At 58.7% G+C, this 19,465-nt stretch carries 17 protein-coding genes and 1 pseudogene; 10 read left to right on the top strand and 8 right to left on the bottom strand.

Annotation, left to right across the window (positions count from 1 at the left end; translation table 11 throughout):
* Positions 1–317 precede the first annotated feature (317 nt).
* Positions 318–1,274, bottom strand: a complete 957-nt coding sequence (locus LOY70_RS16700) for a threonine dehydratase (protein ID WP_265028515.1) — start codon at positions 1,272–1,274, stop codon at positions 318–320.
* Positions 1,275–1,376: 102 nt separating this feature from the next.
* Here LOY70_RS16700 and LOY70_RS16705 point away from each other — a divergent pair, with 102 nt between their 5' ends.
* The gene (locus LOY70_RS16705; RefSeq protein WP_413776607.1) at positions 1,377–2,210 is read left to right on the top strand and encodes a helix-turn-helix transcriptional regulator; all 834 of its coding nucleotides are present in this window, start codon (positions 1,377–1,379) and stop codon (positions 2,208–2,210) included.
* Positions 2,211–2,343: 133 nt separating this feature from the next.
* Here LOY70_RS16705 and LOY70_RS16710 read toward each other — a convergent pair whose 3' ends face one another.
* The gene (locus tag LOY70_RS16710; RefSeq protein ID WP_265028517.1) at positions 2,344–3,312 is read right to left on the bottom strand and encodes a hypothetical protein; all 969 of its coding nucleotides are present in this window, start codon (positions 3,310–3,312) and stop codon (positions 2,344–2,346) included.
* Positions 3,313–3,502: 190 nt separating this feature from the next.
* On the opposite strand from LOY70_RS16710, the gene LOY70_RS16715 reads away from it, so the two are divergent.
* From LOY70_RS16715 to phnE, 4 genes are read left to right on the top strand one after another with little or no spacing between them, the layout of a single operon-like run.
* Positions 3,503–4,354: a putative selenate ABC transporter substrate-binding protein gene (locus LOY70_RS16715; RefSeq protein ID WP_265028518.1), complete on the top strand. Its 852-nt coding sequence runs from the start codon at positions 3,503–3,505 to the stop codon at positions 4,352–4,354.
* Positions 4,351–5,148, top strand: coding sequence for a phosphonate ABC transporter ATP-binding protein (locus tag LOY70_RS16720; RefSeq protein WP_265028519.1), 798 nt, complete (start codon positions 4,351–4,353; stop codon positions 5,146–5,148). The genes LOY70_RS16715 and LOY70_RS16720 overlap by 4 nt, the downstream gene beginning before the upstream one ends.
* The gene (locus LOY70_RS16725; protein ID WP_265028520.1) at positions 5,142–5,969 is read left to right on the top strand and encodes a PhnE/PtxC family ABC transporter permease; all 828 of its coding nucleotides are present in this window, start codon (positions 5,142–5,144) and stop codon (positions 5,967–5,969) included. The genes LOY70_RS16720 and LOY70_RS16725 overlap by 7 nt, the downstream gene beginning before the upstream one ends.
* Positions 5,966–6,733 (top strand): phosphonate ABC transporter, permease protein PhnE, encoded by a 768-nt coding sequence (gene phnE, locus LOY70_RS16730; RefSeq protein ID WP_265028521.1) that lies wholly within the window; start codon positions 5,966–5,968, stop codon positions 6,731–6,733. Before LOY70_RS16725 ends, phnE begins: the two co-directional genes overlap by 4 nt.
* 16 nt (positions 6,734–6,749) lie before the next feature.
* Here phnE and LOY70_RS30200 read toward each other — a convergent pair whose 3' ends face one another.
* A complete protein-coding gene (locus LOY70_RS30200; protein WP_413776608.1) occupies positions 6,750–6,977 on the bottom strand; it encodes a hypothetical protein in 228 nt (75 codons plus the stop codon).
* Positions 6,978–7,049: 72 nt separating this feature from the next.
* Between LOY70_RS30200 and LOY70_RS16735 the strand changes: the two genes are divergently transcribed.
* Entirely contained in the window at positions 7,050–8,225 is a 1,176-nt protein-coding gene (locus tag LOY70_RS16735; RefSeq protein WP_265028313.1) for an integrase core domain-containing protein, read from the top strand.
* Here LOY70_RS16735 and LOY70_RS16740 read toward each other — a convergent pair.
* The 3 genes from LOY70_RS16740 to LOY70_RS16750 form a co-directional block, all read right to left on the bottom strand.
* On the bottom strand, positions 8,214–9,263 hold the full coding sequence (locus tag LOY70_RS16740) for a hypothetical protein (RefSeq protein ID WP_265028522.1): 1,050 nt from the start codon (positions 9,261–9,263) through the stop codon (positions 8,214–8,216). The genes LOY70_RS16735 and LOY70_RS16740 overlap by 12 nt on opposite strands.
* Positions 9,264–9,437: 174 nt before the next feature.
* Positions 9,438–10,646, bottom strand: coding sequence for a hypothetical protein (locus tag LOY70_RS16745; protein ID WP_265028523.1), 1,209 nt, complete (start codon positions 10,644–10,646; stop codon positions 9,438–9,440).
* Between the two features lie 174 nt (positions 10,647–10,820).
* Positions 10,821–12,020 carry a hypothetical protein gene (locus tag LOY70_RS16750; protein ID WP_265028524.1) on the bottom strand — a complete coding sequence of 400 codons (1,200 nt, stop codon included), beginning with the start codon at positions 12,018–12,020 and terminating at the stop codon, positions 10,821–10,823.
* Between the two features lie 283 nt (positions 12,021–12,303).
* Between LOY70_RS16750 and LOY70_RS16755 the strand changes: the two genes are divergently transcribed.
* The gene (locus LOY70_RS16755) at positions 12,304–13,047 is read left to right on the top strand and encodes an SDR family NAD(P)-dependent oxidoreductase (RefSeq protein ID WP_265028525.1); all 744 of its coding nucleotides are present in this window, start codon (positions 12,304–12,306) and stop codon (positions 13,045–13,047) included.
* A gap of 55 nt (positions 13,048–13,102) precedes the next feature.
* On the opposite strand, the gene LOY70_RS16760 is transcribed toward LOY70_RS16755, so the two are convergent.
* Positions 13,103–14,212 (bottom strand): S1C family serine protease, encoded by a 1,110-nt coding sequence (locus LOY70_RS16760; protein WP_265028526.1) that lies wholly within the window; start codon positions 14,210–14,212, stop codon positions 13,103–13,105.
* Positions 14,213–14,462: 250 nt separating this feature from the next.
* Here LOY70_RS16760 and LOY70_RS16765 point away from each other — a divergent pair, with 250 nt between their 5' ends.
* A complete protein-coding gene (locus LOY70_RS16765) occupies positions 14,463–15,608 on the top strand; it encodes a PDZ domain-containing protein (protein WP_265028527.1) in 1,146 nt (381 codons plus the stop codon).
* A 102-nt stretch (positions 15,609–15,710) separates the two neighbouring features.
* Here LOY70_RS16765 and LOY70_RS16770 read toward each other — a convergent pair whose 3' ends face one another.
* Positions 15,711–16,634: a LysR family transcriptional regulator gene (locus LOY70_RS16770; RefSeq protein ID WP_265028528.1), complete on the bottom strand. Its 924-nt coding sequence runs from the start codon at positions 16,632–16,634 to the stop codon at positions 15,711–15,713.
* A gap of 113 nt (positions 16,635–16,747) precedes the next feature.
* Here LOY70_RS16770 and LOY70_RS16775 point away from each other — a divergent pair, with 113 nt between their 5' ends.
* Complete coding sequence (locus LOY70_RS16775; protein ID WP_265028529.1) at positions 16,748–17,743, top strand: aldo/keto reductase; 996 nt, start codon at positions 16,748–16,750, stop codon at positions 17,741–17,743.
* Between the two features lie 289 nt (positions 17,744–18,032).
* Positions 18,033–19,187, top strand: a pseudogene (locus LOY70_RS30205) (FIST signal transduction protein); the annotation flags it as partial.
* Positions 19,188–19,465: the final 278 nt, after the last annotated feature.

Below are 19,465 nucleotides of genomic sequence, written 5' to 3' on the forward strand. Positions count from 1 at the left end.
TGTGCTCCCTGCATTAATCACGACTGACGGCTTGCGGGTATCCGACGGGGTGACGGCACGAGGCGTCTGTCGTTGCTGATCGCCCCTACGCAAGGATTCCGGCTCTGGTAAAAACTATAGACTACAAACCGCGCCTGTCGTGGCGAGGGGATTTATCCCCGCTGGGCTGCGAAGCGGCCCCAACACTGCCGGCGCTATTAACCAGGCACACCGGGATGTAAGGGTTTAGGGCTGCTGCGCAGCCCAGCGGGGATAGATCCCCTCGCCACAAGATTTTGTGTCGATTACTGATCGGCGTTAACCTGCGCGGCCCTTACTCACTCAATCACCTTCGCATACACCGGTCTGTCCACATTCCCGCCGGACAAAATCACCGCCACCCGCTTCCCCGCCATCGTTTCACGCTCCTGCATGAGCGCGGCCAACGCGGCCGCACCGGCGCCTTCGGCGAGGTTATGGGTGTCGGTGTAGTAGGCGCGCATGGCCTCGGCAATTTCCTGGTCGCTGACCGACACGATCCGCGTCGCCGCCGCTGCGTAGATGGCGAACGCCTCGGGGATCGGCCTACGCACGGCCAGGCCGTCAGCAAAGGTGTTGGCCGAGGCGGTTTCGCACAGTTCTCCCGTTTCAAACGATAACTTTGCCGCCAAAGCCTCCGTGGAAACCACGCCCACCACCCGGGTTTTAAGGCCCAAGGCATCACGGGCGGCAATCACTCCACAAATCCCCGATCCACAGCCAATCGGCACGTAGACGGTATCCAGGTCCGGCGCAGCCTTGAACAGTTCAAGCGCGTAAGTGGCCACGCCCTTGACCAACTCAAGATGAAATGGCGGCACCAGGTAGAGGCCATGCACTTGCGCCAGGCGTGCCGCCTCTTCACGGGCCTCATCGAAGTCGCGGCCGAACTCAACCACCTCACCGCCAAAGCCGCGCATCGCATTGTTCTTTTCTACCGAATTGCCTTCCGGCACCACGATCAACGCTTTCAAACCCAGCGCGGTTGCCGACAGCGCCAGGCTCTGGCCATGGTTGCCGCGGGTGGCGGTGACCACGCCTTTCACGTCGGGGTGGGCGTGTTTGAGCCAATGCATGAAGGTGATGCCGCCGCGCACCTTGAAAGCACCTGTCGGGGTGTGGTTTTCGTGCTTGACCCACACCGTGCAACCCAACCGCTCAGCCAGCAAGGGCCAGGCATACTGGGCGGTTGCCGGCATGACTTGGTAGACAGCGTGGGCAGCGTGTTCGATAGCGTCGAGCGTCAGTCTGTGCATGGGTGGCCTCCAGGTTTTGCCCAGTCTAGAGGCGGATGCCATACGACGGCTTTCAGAAAACTGACCTGACTTTTGTGCCCACTCTTCTCTACTATGGGTCGCATGAGCCATCGAAGCCGCCTGCCGCCATCGCCTCCACCGGAACCGGTCCGTCGTATCGAGGCAGGCCCCTGGGCGATCGAATTGTTACCCGGCTGCGCTTATGCGGCGCGATATGTCGCGACCCAAGCGGCGATCGGCTTTGCCTTTGACAGCCAACGCGGCGTGCATGCCATTGGCAGCGACCGGGTGCAACCTTTCGAGGCCACGCCCAATGGGCTGGCGTTCGTCCCGGCCGAGTGTGATGTGTTCTCCGAATCACCCAGCGGCGGTGAATACCTGCGGGTCATGCGGACGGATGGTCGTCCGTTGGTAGGGGATCGGGCATTCAACAATCGCATTGATCAGCAGGCCATTACCCTCGCACAGCGAATGCGCGGCGCGTTGTTGCAGGCATCGATAGAGGACGATTGGGAAGCCTGGGCCCTCGGACTGGCTGAACGGACGCTGGAGCACCAGGCGTTGTCGACACTGCCCCCAGGCTCGATCACCGGCAGCCGGATGCGCCTGCTCGATGAGTTCATTGACGCAGGTCTCGACGGCCCACTGAGTATATCGGCGATGGCGGGATTACTCGGATTGTCCGAAGGCTACTTCATGCGCGCCTTCAAGCAGGCCACAGGCAAAAGCCCCCATAGCTACCTGATCGACCGACGCCTGGCCAAGGCCCGAGCCTTGATGCGCGACTCAACAGCCCGGCTGGTGGAGATTGCCCACATTTGCGGCTTCAATTCCCAGGCGCACATGGCCACGGTCTTCAAGCAACGCCTTGGGGTCAGTCCGGCGCAGTTGCGTAGCCAACGGTCGACGACGTACCGGGCAATCCTGCCCACGTGAATTTCAACCCACCTGTTTATTTTTTGATCGTCTGTTGAAACGCTCCAGCCGCCTGGCCGCGGCGCGGTTATCCACAGACATACTCACGGTTTTTCTGGATAAGTCAGGGCAAGGTGACTGAGCGGTCATCACTTCAAGGGGATCGAACCGCCGCCGGGCTGCGTTGCTCCGGCCGGGGCCCGACGCTGGTTTGCGCCCTGTCCACCAGCCGTTGCACCCAGGCGGCATCCTCCTCGTTGACCACGGCATAGCGGTTCGGTGGGAAAAAAATCCAGTGATGGGCGGCCTCGACAAGCCGCTTGAGCTCATAGGCAGACAGCCAATACGGCGTCTCGATCAAGGGCATCGGCGCGCCACTGAAACGCCGACCGAGGGACAGGTTGGTCCCGGGGGCAAAAGCGATCGCCAGTTGCTGGCAGGGTTGCATCTGCTTGTCCAACGGCGGTATTCGCCCAACCGGTCCATAGCTGAAGTCGCCCGGATACTCCTCCTTGAGCACGAGCCAGTGACCTGCCGCCGTCTGGGCCAGGAGCCACTGCGACACGCCGGAGCCTTGTACACACTTGAGCTCACCGTCGGCCCATTGCATCAGGGTGTTGCAATCCGGGTCATAGTCGCTAGACCACAGGCTGATGCCAGCGACCAGAGTATGGTGTTCAAGCTCGACCAGCCCTTGATCCGGCATGGACTTCCAGTAGCGTTTGGTCGGGTCACGTGTGTCACGCAAGTAGTTGTGCAACCCCCAACCGGCCATGAACAACAGCGTCGCGAAGGCAAGCCAGCCAAGGGAGTCACCGACGATCCGGTCAATGTCCACGCCTGGGGCGGCAAGCGCTTGATAGAGCCACAAGCCCAGTAAAAACGCGAGGCCCGGCAGCACCGGACCCAAGCACAACGGTGGCACCAGCACCTCGATCCAACTGAAACGATGCATGAAGGCGCGCTCGCGCGCCCAGGCGTGCTCCTCGTCGAGCATCGGCGCCTGTTCTCGTGGGCCAATCCCGGGATCAGGGGTCTGGAAGCGCGTGAACAATGTGTAGGTGTTGTCGCTCATGGATCGAATCAGGCTCTTGGAGTCATCGTTCATCGGATCGTTGATCATGCTTGGATCAAGAACTGCTTGCATCATACGCGTGGGCTTGTAGGATCCCGGCGGTGCGACTAACAGAGGTTTACCGGGTTGACCAAAAACGGTCGGTAGGGCTCCCATTCGTCTACCCTCACAACGCGCCCTGCCATTTCCCCAGGCCAGGCGTCTAAACATTCTTGCGTTAATGTACCGGAGATCTTCCATGCTTAAGCGTTCCCTGGCCCTGGCTGTCGGCTTGACCCTGTCTTTCTGCAGCCTGCTGACGCAGGCCGCCGACACGCTGAAAGTCAGCGCGATTCCCGATGAAGCCCCCACCGAACTGCTGCGCAAGTTCAAGCCGCTTGGCGCGTACCTGGAGCAGCAAACCGGCATGAAGGTCGAGTTCGTGCCCGTGAGCGACTATCCGGCCGTGGTCGAGGCGCTGGCCACCGACCGGATCGACATGGCCTGGCTGGGCGGCTTCACGTTCGTGCAGGCACGCCTGAAGACCGGCAATGCCATTCCGTTGGTACAGCGTGAACAGGACGCTCAATTCACCAGCAAATTCATCACCGCCGATCCTGCCGTCAAGTCCCTCGCCGACCTCAAGGGCAAGACCTTTGCATTCGGCTCGGTGTCTTCGACTTCAGGCAGCTTGATGCCGCGCTATTTCATGCTCCAGGACGGCATCAAGCCGGAAACCTATTTCAGTCGCGTCGGCTATTCGGGCGCCCATGATGCCACCGTAGCCTGGGTCCAGGCCGGTAAGGTCGATGCCGGGGTCCTCAACGCCAGCGTCTGGGAAAAACTGGTCGCCGCCGGCAAGGTCGACACCACCAAGGTCAAGGTGTTTGCCACCACCCCGGCCTATTTCGACTACAACTGGACAGTGCGTGGAACCCTCGACCCGGCACTGGCCGCCAAGATAAAAGCCGCGTTCCTGGCCCTCGATCCGGCGAACCCGAAGGACAAGGAAATCCTCGATCTGCAAGCCGCCAGCCGCTTCATCGAAACCAAGCCTGAGAACTACAAGGGCATCGAGGAAGCCGCGCGCGCCGCCGAACTGCTCAAATGACACTGCACCTGACCCAGGTCAGCCTGTGCCACGCCAACGGTGTCCAGGCACTGCGTGGCGTGGAGCTGCATATCGGCGCCAACGAACAGGTCGCCATCATCGGCCCGTCCGGCGCGGGTAAGTCGAGCCTGCTCAACGTGCTGGGCGTTGCCCTGCGTCCGGGGGACGGCGACGTGCAGGTGCTCGGCGAGCGAGCCTGGCAATTGTCCGCCCGCCAACGCCAGCGTCTGCGCAGTCGCATCGGCCTGATCCATCAGTCGCCGCCGCTGCCACCACGCCAGCGCGTGGTCACTGCGGTTCTGGCCGGCAAGCTGGGGCAATGGGGCATGGGCAAAGGCCTGCTGAACCTGTTGCACCCGCTGGATATTCCAGGTGCGCGCGCGGCATTGTCCCGGCTGGACCTGGGTGACAAGTTGTTCGCGCAATGCCAGCAGTTGTCTGGCGGACAGCTGCAGCGCGTGGGTATCGCCCGCGTGTTGTATCAAGCGCCCGACGTACTGCTCGCCGATGAACCGGTATCGGCCATGGACCCGGTGTTGGCCGAACACACGCTTTCGGTGCTCTGCCGCCATGCCCGGGAGCACAACGTCACCCTGGTCGCCAGCCTGCATGCGGTGGAGCTGGCCCTGGCGCATTTTTCACGGATCATTGGCCTGCGCGATGGACAGATCCTGTTCGACTTGCCAGCCGATGCGGTCAACCGCGAACTGCTCGACAAGCTTTACGCCAACGAGCAGTTGCAGTCCTCGCCACCGCCTACGTCCACCTTGAGCGTGCAGATTCCCCGATGCTGACACGCGATACCCGAGACCCCGCCACCCGCCCTCGCCTGCTGCTCTGCCTGCTGGCGCTTGTTCTGCTGTGGCCGGGCATTCACTTCAGCGAGCTGGACCTCAGTGTCCTGCTGGCCAGTGACAGCCAGAGCGAGATGGGCCGCTTTGTCTCGGCCTTCTGGCCTGCGGCCCATGGCGAGGAATTCATTGCGCTGTTGTGGCAAGCCACCTTGCAGACCCTGGCCATCGCCACGGCGGGTATGGCCCTGGCATTGCTGTTGGCCGTTCCTGCCAGCCTGCTGGCCAGCCGCGCCCTGTCGCTGTCGGCGGCCTCCCGGGCTGGCCATCCGGGTTATTGGGGCCAACTGCTGCGTTGGCCCGTACGCGCCTTGTTGATCTTCCTGCGCAGCGTGCCGGAGATCGTCTGGGCCTTGCTTTTCGTACGCGCCGTCGGCCTCGGCCCGACGGCTGGGGTGCTGGCCATTGCCATTACCTACAGCGGCATGTTGGGCAAGGTCTACGCGGAAATCTACGAGTCGGTCGACCAGCGTCCGGCCCACACGCTGTTGCAGGCCGGCAGCGGCCGGCTCGCAGCCTTCTGCTACGGGATCCTGCCCAATGTGGCGGCGGAGCTGTTGTCCTATACGGTGTACCGCTGGGAATGCGCCATCCGCGCCTCGGTGGTGATGGGCTTCGTCGGAGCCGGCGGCCTGGGCCAGCAAATGGATCTGTCGTTGCGCATGTTCGCCGGCGGTGAAGTGGCCAGTTTGTTACTGACGTTCCTCGTCCTGGTGCTGCTCGCCGATCAACTCAGCCGCCTGCTGCGCTGGAGGCTGGCATGAATCGGCTGATCAACGCGCTCATTGTCCTGTGCATCGGTGCAGCGGTCGTCGCCTCGTTCCTCTATCTGGGCATTGACCTCGGCGAACTCGGTGACAGCGGCAACCTGACGCGGATGGGGGCTTATGCCCAGCGCTTCCTCAGCCCGGACCTGAGCCCCGGTCACCTGCGGGCGATCGGCCACGGCGCCCTGGAAACCCTGGCCATGTCCGCCATCGGCACGCTGCTCGCGACGGTGTTGGGCCTGTTATTGGCCTTGCCCGCGGCCGGGCGCTATGGCTGGCCTTTCCAGAGCGCCTCGCGCCTGGTGCTCAATGCCTTGCGCGCGGTTCCGGAACTGGTCTGGGCCGCGCTGATGGTCCTGGCCGCCGGCCTCGGTCCGAATGCCGGTACCCTGGCGTTGGCCCTGCACACCACGGGGGTGCTCGGCCGGTTATTCGCCGAAGCGCTGGAAAACACCCCGCCACAACCCGCCGAAGCCATCCGGTTGCAGGGCGGCAATGCGCTATTGGCGTTCTGCTACGGCACACTGCCAAACCTGCTGCCCCAGCTCCTGGCCTATGTCCTGTACCGCTGGGAGAACAATATCCGCATGGCCAGCGTGCTCGGCTTCGTCGGCGCCGGGGGGCTGGGGCAAATGCTCTACGTCAGCCTCAGCCTATTCCAGGAAGCGCAAGGCAGTACAGTGATTCTGGCGATGCTCCTGCTGGTTTTCGCGGTCGATACCTTAAGTAGCTGGAGTCGTCAGCGTTGGGTCAAGGCGTGACCGCAGCGTCTCCCTATCAACCGAAATAACGTGCTATCCCAATGCCCGCTTGTCCTCCGGGTGACGTCTGAACCGTACCGAACAACACTATTTTACCGTCGGCTTGCACAGCAATATCCCAAGCTATATCTGTCCCCGGCGACATATTGGTGCTGACTTTACCTTGCAGGCCAAACCCCATATCCAACGCGCCGCTGGGAAGCAACCGCATTAAATTGAAAGTGCCGGTATGACTCACCCACATGGGTTACAAATCAGTTCACGCACATAGGTAACAGTTTTTAACTGGCAGGGTCGATTTCGCGAGGATCTGACCATGCCCTGGAGAGAGCTGAAACCTATGGACCTGAAAGTGATGTTCATCGCGGATTATCTGTCCAAAGAGCACAGCTTAAGTCAGCTGTGCCGGGACTATGAGATCAGCCGAAAGACTGCGTACAAATGGGTTAAACGATACGAAACAGAGGGCCCCGGTGGGCTTGATGAGCGTAGCCGCCGCCGGCACAACCAAACCTATGTTGTGCCCCTGGTCGTGAAACAGGCGATCATTGAGCTTCGCTCCATTGGCGAGACGATTCCCGGCCCGAAGAAAATTCAAAACTGCCTCGTGCAGCGTTTTCCTGATCAGGATCCGCCGTCGAAAACGACCATTTATAATGTACTCAAGGCAGCTGATTTGATCACGCCTCGGCCTTTGCGCAGGCGTGTGGCTGTTTATCCCAAGCCTTTGCACAAGGCAGAGAATCCCAACCAGCTCTTCAGCGCTGATTACAAAGGTCAGTATCTGACCGGGGCAGGTGTTTGGTGCTATCCACTGACAATCATGGATCATGCCAGTCGCTTTCTACTGGCTTGCCAGAGCATGGGCAGCACCAACTTCAAGGAAACCCAGGAAACCTTCGAGCGGGTTTTTCGTGAGTATGGGCTGCCGGAACGGATTCGTACCGACAATGGCGTACCGTTTGCCAGTACGAGTCGTGCGGGGCTGTCACAGCTGTCGATCTGGTGGATGAGACTCGGGATCATCCCTGAGCGGATCGAGCCGGGCCGCCCGGATCAAAATGGGCGTCACGAGCGCATGCATCGGACGCTGAAAAGTACGTTGCCTCAACCTGCGGCTATTGCTTGGGAGGCCCAGCAACGTCATTTTGATCGTTTCAGACAGCACTACAATTACGAGCGTGGGCACGAGTCGCTGGGACAGAAAACGCCTGCTGCCTGTTATACGCCTTCAACTCGAATGTATCCCGAAACGCTGCCTGAAATGACTTATGCGAGCCATATCGAAAGTTACCTGGCCGATAGTAATGGGATCATCAATCGAGGCGGTATGAGGGTTTATGTAGGTAATTTGCTCTGTTATCAGACCATCGGCATGGAGATGATTGGTGATGGGATATGGAATGTGATCTTCGGGCCGGTGATCCTGGGTCATGTTAATGCGAGAAATGCCAAGAACGGCTACGTTTCAATCAAAGTGTCACCTATGTGAATGCACTTTTTTGTAACCCATGTGGTTGTTCCGTACAGTGCCCGCCGTATAGGTTGCTACCAGAATTTTATCGTCGGGCTGAACAGCCACGCTCATGCCTCGAGAATAGAACGGAGGTCCCGTAAGGTAAGGAACGCCGTTATTAAAGGCACTGTCCAGGCTTCCGTCGGCATTGATTCGGGTTATTAAGGTGTAATACCCCTTCTCTGCAATTGTCACATACCCCACCGCCAGGATTTTCCCATCTCTCTGCTGCGCAACACCCGTGACATACGCAAAATCAGTGTTTTTAACGTCGATCGTCACCTTGCCATTCTCACCAAAGGCCCGGTCTACTGCACCATCGGGCAGAAAACATGCAAACTGCATGACGCCATGTTCCGTGACTCCAGACGTTGTTCCGGCTAAAAGCAGCCGATTATCCGAGAGTACGATCAGGGATGAAAAATCGTCCCGTCCGACATACACAATGCCGCCGTTGCCAAAGGTCGGATCAAAATCTCCTTTGCTGTCAAGACAAATGAGCAGTTCTTCGCGAGCGGCTACCGAGAGGATGATTTTCCCGTCGGATCGGATCGCCAGAACATTAGCCACATCAGCTCCAGGCGTCAGATCCAAAAAGATAAACCCTTGCGTCCCAAATGAAATGTCGAGCTCTCCCTCAGGCAGCAATTTGCAGAGAAAGAGCGTTTGGGGCCCGTTTTCCCCGAAGCTGCCGAATATCAATGCGCTGTCATCCGATTCAAGTTCTAACAAGCAAATCTCTATGCGGTACCCAGGAACAATACTGATGAGCTTTACTCCACCGTCAGCAAAAGCATCATCCAGATCGCCATTGCTCAGATGGCGTACTAAGACAAGGTCACCTAGATTGGTATGGTATCCGGCCGTGAAGATTTTTCCGTCGCTGCGCAGTCGTGATCTGCCCGACATGCGGAGTGTGGGGGTCGAGGGGGGAGGAAAATAAAGCACCTTTCCCTCGTCACCAAAATCTGGGTCGAGATCACCCGCCGCTTGAGTTGCCTTCTGCGTAGCCATATCCGCTGCCCTTTAAAGGAAGGATGGAGCTACGGGTATAGAGGAAAGCTTTCTCGTGTCGCTACTGTCAAAGATGACAGTAGCGACAGACGGCGCGGATGCCGTTGCATCCGTCCAGCCGACTTTGCGGTGCGCTACCAAAGATCAGGGGTACGTCGAATCAACCCTGTCCGATCAACCGAGATAACGTGCTATCCCGATGCCTGTTCCTTGGGGTGATATCTTAACCGTACCGAACAACACTATTTTCCCATCGACTTGCACAGCGATATCCGAGGCTACATCTGCCCCCGACATATCGGTCATGACTTTACCTTGCAGGCCGAACCCCATATCCAACGCTCCGCTGGGAAGCAACCGCATTAAGTTGAATGAGCCCGCCGCAGATGTTGTCACCAGAATTTTATCGTCTGGCTGAACAGCCACGGTAGTGCCCCGAGAATAGTATGGAGGACCCGTAAGGTAAGGAATGCCGTTATTAAAGGCGCTGTCCAGGCTTCCATCGGCATTGATTCGGGTTATTAACGTGTAGTACCCCTTCTCTTCAATTATCACATACCCCACCGCCAGGATTTTTCCATCTCTCTGCTGCACGGTACTCGTGACATGCGCATAATCAGTGTTTTTAACGTCGATCGTCACCCTGCCATTTTCACCAAAGGCCTTGTCTACTGCTCCATCGGGCAGAAAACGTGCAAACTGCATAACGCCATATTCAGAGTCTCCTCTAAACTCTGATCCGCCGGCTAAAAGCAATCGATTATCCGAGAGTACGATCAGGGATGAATAATCGTCCCGCCCGACATACACTATGCCGCCATTGCCAAAGGCCGGATCAAAATCTCCTTTGCTGTCAAGACAAATGAGCAGCTCTTCTTTGCGAGCACTTACCAAGAGGATGATTTTCCCGTCGGATCGGATCGCCAGAGCATTAGCCACATCAGCTCCAAGCGTCAGATCTAAAAATATAATTCCTTGCGTCCCAAATGAAGTATCGAGTTCTCCATCAGGCCGCAATTTGCAGAAAAAGAGCATATCAGCGTAGCGATCTCCGAAACTGCCGCATATCAATGCGCTGTCATCCCAGTAAAGTTCTAACAGGCATTCCATTATGCGGTACCCGGAAACAATACTGATGAGCTTTACTCCACCGTCACCAAAAGAAACATCCAGATCGCCATTGCTCAGATGCCGTATTAAGACAAGGTCACCTAGATTGATATGGTATCCGGCCGTGAAGATTTTTCCGTCGCTGCGCAGTCGTGATCTGCCCGACATGCGCAGTGTGGGGGTCGAGGGGGGAGGAAAATAAAGCACCTTTCCCTCGTCACCAAAATCTGGGTCGAGGTCACCCGCCGCTTGAGTTGCCTTCTGCGTAGCCATATCCGCTGCCCTTTAAAGGAAGGATGGAGCTACGGGTATAGAGGAAAGCTTTCTCGTGTCGCTACTGTCAAAGATGACAGTAGCGACAGACGGCGCGGATGCCGTTGCATCCTTCCAGCCGACATTGCGGTGCGCTACCAAAGATCAGGGGTACGTCGAATAAACCCTGTCCTATCAACCGAAATAACGTGCTATCCCGATGCCTGTTCCTTGGGGTGAGGCGATCACCCAACCGGACACCACTATCTTTCCATCGACTTGCACAGCCACGTCCTGGGAGATGTCCAGGCCCCCCATATGGGTCATGACTCTGCCTTGCGAGCCGAACTCCATATCCAATGTTCCATTTGGAAGCAATCGCATTAACGTGAAGTTAGCGGTTTCGAGGCTGCCCAGGGATGCGCCTGCCGCCAGGATTTTATTGTCGGGTTGGATGGCCACGGCGCCATGTTTTACTTCGTACCCCTGGAAACCGATGAGCGCGGGTGAGCCGTTATTAAACGTGCTGTCCAAGCTTCCGTCGGGATTGATCCGGGTAATTAAAGGATGAAAGCCTTTTGATCCAAGGTCCGCGGAACCCACGGCGACGATTTTCCCATCGCGCTGCCGTTTAGCTGCCGCTATTTGCACGAAGCGACTGGAACTTACTTCAATCGTGACAAAGCCGCTTTCGCCGAAGTCAGTGTCGGGTCGACCATCGCTCAAATAGCGTGCGAACAGCACTGCATTACCGTCAAACCCGGCTAAAAGCAGCCGGTTATCCGCAAGTGCGAGCACGGATGAAAACTCGCCCTTGCCAATCACCACGGTGCCGGCTTTTCCAAAGGCCGGGTCAAGTTGCCCTGTGCTGTCGAGGCGAAGGAGCACTTCGTCATAGTCTTCAAAATCTCTCTGGACCCGCGCAGCGAGAACAATTTTCCCATCGGGTTGGATCGCCAGGGCGTGAACAGCATCCTCGCCAGCCGGCAAATCAATGAACACCCGCCCTTCCCTGCCAAACGTGCTGTCCAGCTTCCCGTCAGACAGGGTCCTGATGAGATAGAGCATTCGTCCAGAGGCGTCTCCAACACTGCCAAATACCAATGCTCGGGCGTTGGATTGAAGTGTTAGAGAGGCCTGCAATGGGCTGCCATGCGGAATGAGACTGATGCGTTGGATGCCTTGATTGCCAAAGGCACCATCCACCTCGCCATTGCCCAGGTGACGGACTAAAACAAGGTCAGCGGCATTGACCCCCACCGTGAGTATTCTTCCGTCGCTGAGTAATTTGGATGACCCTCCAAAAGCGCTTCGGTCCAGCGTGAAAAATACCCGCCCCTCATGACCAAAACCTGGATCAAGAGCCCCAGCGACTTGAGTTTTTTGCGTAGCCATTTCCGCTGCTCTTTAAAGGAAGAATGAGGCTACAGGTATAGGGAAAAGTCTTGCCCTCTCACTACTGTCAGAGATGACAGTAATGACGAGCGGTACGGACGCCACTTTGTCTCTCCTCCCACCAATCGGGTCATAAAGACTACCAGAGGGTCATTATGACTTGACGCCATGCGAGTCAAAACAACCACAACAACTACAAATAATTGATTTAAATAGAAATATTATCTGGCACGGTTTCTGATCAGGTCTTATGCCCCTTTTGGCGAATCTAGGAAGAGAACCCATGAGTCATGAATTCAACCCTGGTCTTGGCGTCGTCACCGGTGCCAGTTCGGGTATCGGTCTGGCCGTCACCCAACGGCTGCTGGAACGCGGATCGAAGGTCATCGCGATGTCGCGACAGATCGGTGGCCTCGGCAAACTGGTCGAGCGCTTTGGTGAGAAACTGTCCTGGCTGCCTGGCGACGTCACCCAGGCGAACGATCAGGCCAGGCTGGCACAACTGGCCGCGTCCATCGGCCCGGTGGATTTCCTGGTGCCCAATGCTGGAATTGCGCAATTGGCCGACGGTCTGGACCTGGCGGCTTTTGACCGCCAATGGGCCGTCAATGGCGCGGGTGCGCTCAATACCTTGAGTAGCCTGCGCGGGCATCTGGCGGCCCAGGCGTCCGTGGTCTTCATCGGTACGTTTCTGGAGCAAGTCACCTTCCCAGGGCTGGCCGCGTACATCGCCTCGAAGGCGGCATTGCGCGCGCAGATGCGCACGCTGGCCGTGGAACTGGCGCCCTTTGGCGTTCGCCTCAACATGGTTTCGCCGGGGCCTACCGCTACACCGATCTGGGGCACCCTGGGCCTGAATGAAGATGCCCTGGGCTCAGTGGCAAGCACGGTCAACCAGCGCCTGCTGAACGGGCAATTCCTGGAGCCGGGTGCCGTGGCGGATGTCATTGTGTTCCAGTTGAGCCAGGGTGCACGCGGCGTGTATGGCCAGGACTGGGTAGTGGATGGTGGTTACACCCTGCGCTGATCAGTCGTGCTTGATGCGCAGCACGGCGTGCTGCGCATTGGCTATGACAAACGGTTCAAGGACGCCACGTCGTGCCTTGTAGATAGGGGAATTGCTTGAGCATTATGGCGCGCGTGGCTTGCGCCCCCTGCTGGGTTTCGGTGCAATTAACTGTCGCGGAAAAGCTGCGCATGGTCAGCATGAAACTTTCGATACCCAGGGCTTGGCATTGCTCGCTAGCGCCAATGGGCTGGCAGAACATCGGCTGCATAGCCACGTCATAGCCTTGGGATCGCGTAAATGCCTGGAACTGCGGCATGATGAGGCGAGCAGGTGTACTGCTCAGTCCTGCGCCTTGCCAGATCTGGGTGATAATGCCCCTGGGTGGGTAATCACTCAACCCTTGAGCCTGCCTGGCGTCGAACAGTGCAAAACAGAAAGAACTGTCTGGCGAATTATTGCCGGTCGGCGTTGAGGGTGGCGTGGCCAAGGGTTTACTCGGCAGCTTCGCGACGCTTGCTGGAAGCTGAGGCGCGACCGATGGGGCCACGTCCGATGAACCGCCTATTTCCACCAGTACATCCAGGGGAGCACGGTAACGCCACACCCGTAACGGCGCAGTGAACCCTGGTTGGATACGACTGGCTACGGCCGTCAACTCGGCCGGGCTATTGACTGCTGTCCCCGCGATTTCCAGAACGATATCTCCCGCCAGCATCCCTGCCTTTTCAGCACCACCTCCCGGCACCGGGCCCAAGACCAGCACGCCGCTTACAGTGGGCAAGCCAAACTGCTTAGCCACCGTCGGTGTCACGGCGGTGATGTGCAGGCCCAAGCGTCCCTGGGAGGCCGCCACGGGTGCAGGCGTTGCCACTGGCGTCACAGCACTGGGGGAAACCAATGCCGTGCTTGGCGCCGGCGAACGGCCGGCGGAGCAGTCACGCTGGGTGGCGACCTGGTGGATAACCAGTGTGGTGGGGTCGGTGGCCATGTTGGGATATTGGTCATACCCACGCTTGGTCGCCAGAAAGGTTTCGCAGTCCATTGCGAAGTAAGTGGCAGGGTCTCTTGCTTTTCGCAGGTACTCCGCAGTTTCGGCCCGCTCCGCTGCGCTGTACATGGGATTGACGCAAGACGCCAACAGAGGGACGAGGGCAAGCGGTATGGCAATGCGTTTTGTCGACATGGTCATCCTGATACGGGTGGCGCTTTAAGGGAAATCGGACTCGACCATTGTTTGGCCACCGATCTGCCGCCGCCCAACTTATGTGCTTGGACGGTGGAATCTGCCTAGCAGCAGCGAGCGATTAGAGCCCGCTTACGCCGCGCCCAGGAAACATCCCGCCTGGCCGACCATAAGATGCGCTATATAGAAGACAAAGGCGATATGCCATTATGCTGAAAAATCGACTCGAGCACACCATCAGGGAACAGCAATGTTTGCGAACACCTTTAAAATAACGACACGGTTTGCCATTGCAATGTCTCTCACCGGCCTGACTGGCTGTGCTTCTGATGGTGGCCTGGGCGAGGCGGCCGTCGTAGGCGCCATGTTCCTGCCCATGCCCGCAGGCGTAGACACCAGCGTAGTGACCGCCGCCGCTGGCGTGGCAGCCACTGCCTACGTTGCCTCATCGTTGGCCGATACGGGCGGTCCCACCGTCTCTCCCGCGCCCGTTGCCATGGCAGCGCCACAAGCCCAGCCACCGGTCAATTTGCAAAAGCTGGTGACCCGGGAAACGCCTGACCGCTATCGCTCCAAGTCGTGCGAGTACATTGAAACGGCCCTCAGCGAGGTGGCGATGTACCAGGCAAGCGCTGAGCCGCTCATGAAACAGGTCGCGAGTGCACGAAAAGAAGCCGCCAGCCAGGTATGGCTTGAGAAGGGCTGCCAGGCGTCCAGCTTGCCTCGCGGCAAAGTCGGCATGAGCATTGATACCGTTGATCCGCAACGGGCGATGGCCTTGTCGCTTCCCCCGGCCGGTGTGGTGGTTCTGGCAATTGTTCCTGGTGGCGGAGCCCAACAAGCCGGAATGCTGTCCCAGGACGTCGTCGTGGCAGTCGACAATCAACCTATCGCCGATTCAATCGATTTCAGGCTCGCGGTTGCAAAAGCAGCAATCGGCGCCAAGGTGAATTTAAAGGTGTGGCGTGCCAGCGCGTTTAGAATCGTTCCTGTGGTCGTCAGCGCGGGAGGGGCTCAAACCGCCGTGGTATCACCATCCTCCGTCCCTGCTGGGGGGTTGTATTGCCACGCACTTCTGGCCACTCAACATACTTACGGCGCCACCACCAGCCCGATCAAGCTGATCCCGGGCGTGGCGGATGCAGGGATGCAAGCCTCGCTGATGAGCTACATCGCCAAGGTGAAGCAAGAGCAGCCTAATGTCTGGGGTGATTTCAATTTCAAACCCGGGCTTTGTTTACCGGGCGCGGTCGTTTGTATGGCCGAGGCCAAAGGACCGTCAGGAAAAATTCAGAACGCCTTCGAGTTCTGCCACCCGACGCAAGCCAAGGCAGATGCCGAATTGAGTCAGATGCGCCAAGGGGATCCGCAAGCCGTGATGGTCGATTGGCCTTGAGCGACGTAGACCCCTTTCCTCATGCCGACCGACCATGCACCCTCGCGATGCAGGCGGCGGGCTCGGAAAAGGTCGGCGATAACCTCGGGGTTACTCGCCACCCTATGCCTTGACCATCAACGCCCCCTGCGCATCCGCCACCCCATGCAACAGCTCGATCACCCAGTCGATGAAGACTCGCACCCGAGGCGATAGCTGTCTATGCGGCGGGTACACCGCTGAAATCGGCCACAATGGCACACCGTATTCGCCCAGTACTTGCACTAGCCGTCCCTCGGCCAACTGCCGCTGAACGTGATAATGCGGTACTTGAATCAAACCAAATCCCGCCTCACAGGCCGTAACGTAAGCGTCAGCGTTGTTGACGGTCAGCTCGCCCGGCAATTGCAACTCACGCACCTGCCCCGCCCCCTCGAATTCGAACGGAAAAAATCGTCCATTGCCCGAGGCAAAGTTGATTGCCCGATGGGCCGGTAGATCTTCCAACCGCTGGGGCGTACCTGAGCGGGCCAGGTAGCCGGGGCTGGCGCAGGTCAGTTGCCGTAGCCGCACAATGGGCCGTGCCACCAAGGCCTGATCGACGATGTTGCCGGCCCGGATCGCACAATCCACACCCTCGCGCTGCAAATGGACCTGCCGGTCGTGAAAGCCGAGGTCCAACTGCAGCCCTGGGTAGCGCCGATAGAAGTCCGGCAAGTGCGGCAGGATCCAGGTGCAACCGAAGGCGATGGGCATGTCCACCCGCAAGATCCCGCGGGGCTGACTGCGCTGGACCGACAACGAGCCTTCGAGGTCATCGAGGTCGTCCAGCAGTTGGCCGCAGCGCTGATAGTAGGCTTCGCCATCGAGCGTCGCGCGCACTTGCCGTGTGGTGCGCTGCAGCAGTTGCACGCCGAGGTGGGTTTCCAATTGCTGTATCAGCAGGCTGACGGTCGCCCGGGGCAGCCCAAGATCATCGGCCGCCTTGCCAAAACCACCCAGTTCGACGATGCGCCTGAACACCTGCATGGCCTGTAATCGATCCATGGTTTCGACTCACTATTTAGATATTACGAATAGTTAAACCAAAAATCGCGGGTTTATCCATAAAACAGCTTGTTGGAGACTAAACCGGTCATTTATTTCTAGGAGCAATCAGCATGATCACCCGCCAACTCGGCCATCGCGGCCCCCTCGTTTCAGCCATCGGCCTGGGCTGCATGGGCATGTCGGACTTCTACACCACTGGCGTCAACGAGCAGGAGGCCATTGCCACGCTCCACCGCGCCGTGGAGTTGGGCGTGACGCTGTTCGACACCGCCGACATGTATGGACCGTACACCAATGAGGAACTGCTCGGACGCGCCTTGCACGGCAAGCGTGAAAACATCTTCCTGGCCACCAAGTTCGGCCTCGTGCGCAGCAGCGATCCCCATGCCCGCGGCGTCAATGGGCGCCCTGAATACGTCCGGCAATCGGTCGAAGGCAGCCTCAAACGCCTCAATACCGACTACCTCGACCTTTACTACCAGCACCGCATCGACCCCCAGGTGCCGGTCGAAGAAACCATCGGCGCCATGGCCGAGCTGGTCAAGGCCGGCAAGGTCCGCCACATTGGCCTATCGGAAGCCAGCGCCGAGACCATCCAACGGGCCCATGCGGTGCATCCACTGGCGGCGGTTCAAAGCGAATACTCGCTGTGGTCCCGTGATCCTGAACACAATGGCGTGCTCGACACCTGCCGGCGCCTGGGCATCGCCTTTGTCGCCTACAGCCCCCTGGGCCGCGGCTTTCTGACAGGTGAACTGAAGAGCCCCGACGACTTCGCCGCCGATGACTATCGCCGCTTCAGCCCGCGTTTCCAGGCCGACAATTTCCATCGCAACCTGGCATTGGTGGACCGGGTCAAGGCGTTGGCCGCAGACAAGCACATCAGCGCCGCACAACTGGCCTTGGCCTGGGTTCTGGCCCAAGGCGACCACGTCATCCCCATCCCGGGAACCAAGCAGCGTAAATACCTGGAGAGCAATGTGGCGGCCGCCGCGGTGGCATTGAGCGGCGAGGAATTGGCCCATCTGGATGAGATTTTTACAGCCGAAGGGGTTGTGGCCGGCGATCGATACGCAGCTCACACGATGACTTTATTGAACGGCTGATCGAGTCGCCGGGTTTCCCCTGGGCATGTACGAAAGTCGCTAATCAATTGGGCGCAGCCAACACAGACGAAAGGACACTGTGGGCTGGGGATGGAAATCGATAATTTGAGACTGGGTTATACGCAGAGGATCCTGCACAGGCGTTGCTGCACAGCCTGAACGCCGCCAGGCGCCTCTGCGTAGCCACTGCTGCCCAATTCGCTCCTGCATACCCAGCCGTGGCCGATACAGAGTAAGGCCTCTGCACGTATACCTTGTATGCGTCACGTCGCACTCAACGAGTCCAGCCATGAACCTAGTGAATCTCTTCAAGAAGGCCCGAGCCCACACTCAAGGCGTTGTAAGCCTGGCTTGCACTGCAGGTGGGCTTGACCAGGCGCTGGCCAGCGTGCGCGTAGACCCGGTGCTGGTCAGCGGATTTGTTTCCCCTCACCTGGACATCGACCAGATCGCCGCCAAGCTCAAAAAACGCTTCGCCCACAGCGCCATCAGCCTGTGCACGACGTCGGGAGAACTGTGCAACGGCGCTAATACCCTGTACTGCCCGACCGGCGAGGCGTGGGATCGCGTGGTGCTGCAACTGTTTGATGCCAGCGTGATTGTGTCGGCCGAGGTGGTGATGGTGCCGCTGGAGTGCGAAGACATCCGTGGCGGTGGCAAACGCCTGGCCATGCGCGAACGCATCGCCAAACTGGTGAACAACATCAAGCGGGCGCAGGTGAACACGCCCATTGACCATCGCGACACCTTGGCCTACGTGGTATTCGACGGTCTTTCGGCCTCCGAGTCATTCTTCATGGAGGCGCTTTATGAGTCTGGGCGCTTCCCTTGCCTGTTCGTCGGCGGCTCTGCCGGGGGCAAACTTGATTTCAAGAAAACCCTGATCAGCGACGGTCAACGCAGTTATCAGAACCATGCGCAGATTGTCTTCCTGAAAACCGCAGCGGATGTGCGCTTCGGAGTCTTCAAAAGCCAGAACTTCCAACCGGCCGGACTGACTTTCAGCGTGTTGACCGCTTCGGTGGAAGACCGCACCATCGACCAGGTCATCGACAGCCGTGGCAACATCAAAAGCATGGTGCAGGCGCTGTGCGACGCCTTCGAATGCAATGCACAGTCGCTGGAAAAGAAGCTGGCCGATTACTCATTCGCCATCCGCGTGGGTGATGAGCTGTTCGTACGCTCCATTGCCCGCATCGACTATCAACAGCAAATCATCCAGCTGTTCTGCGATGTCGCGCCCGGGGAAGAGCTGGTGATGGTCAAGCGCACGCCCCTTCGCGAAGCGACCCGACTCGACTACGAGAAATTCCTCAAGGGCAAAGGCGGCCGGCCGGTGGCGGCGATTCTCAACGACTGCATCCTGCGTCGGCTCAACAACAGCAACGAGCTGGGCAGCATGGCCGGTATTTTCGGTGATGTGCCTTTGGCCGGATTCTCGACGTTCGGTGAAATCCTCGGCCTGAACCTGAACCAGACACTCACGGCGATTTTCTTCTTCCGGATGAGCAAGGGTGCCCGTTTCACCGACGAGTACGTCGACAACTTCATCGCCCACTACGGCGAGTTCAAGGCCTTTTTCCTGCGCCGCCAGATCAAGAAACTGGCGGGCCTGAACCATGTCGTGGTCAAGCAGATCATGGCGTTCAAGACGAATGACTTCAGCAGCGCCTTGGACACCCGCGGCCTGGATAGCACGATCCTGCCGGTGTTCAACGGCCT

This window comes from Pseudomonas sp. B21-054, assembly GCF_026016345.1.
Lineage (GTDB): Bacteria > Pseudomonadota > Gammaproteobacteria > Pseudomonadales > Pseudomonadaceae > Aquipseudomonas.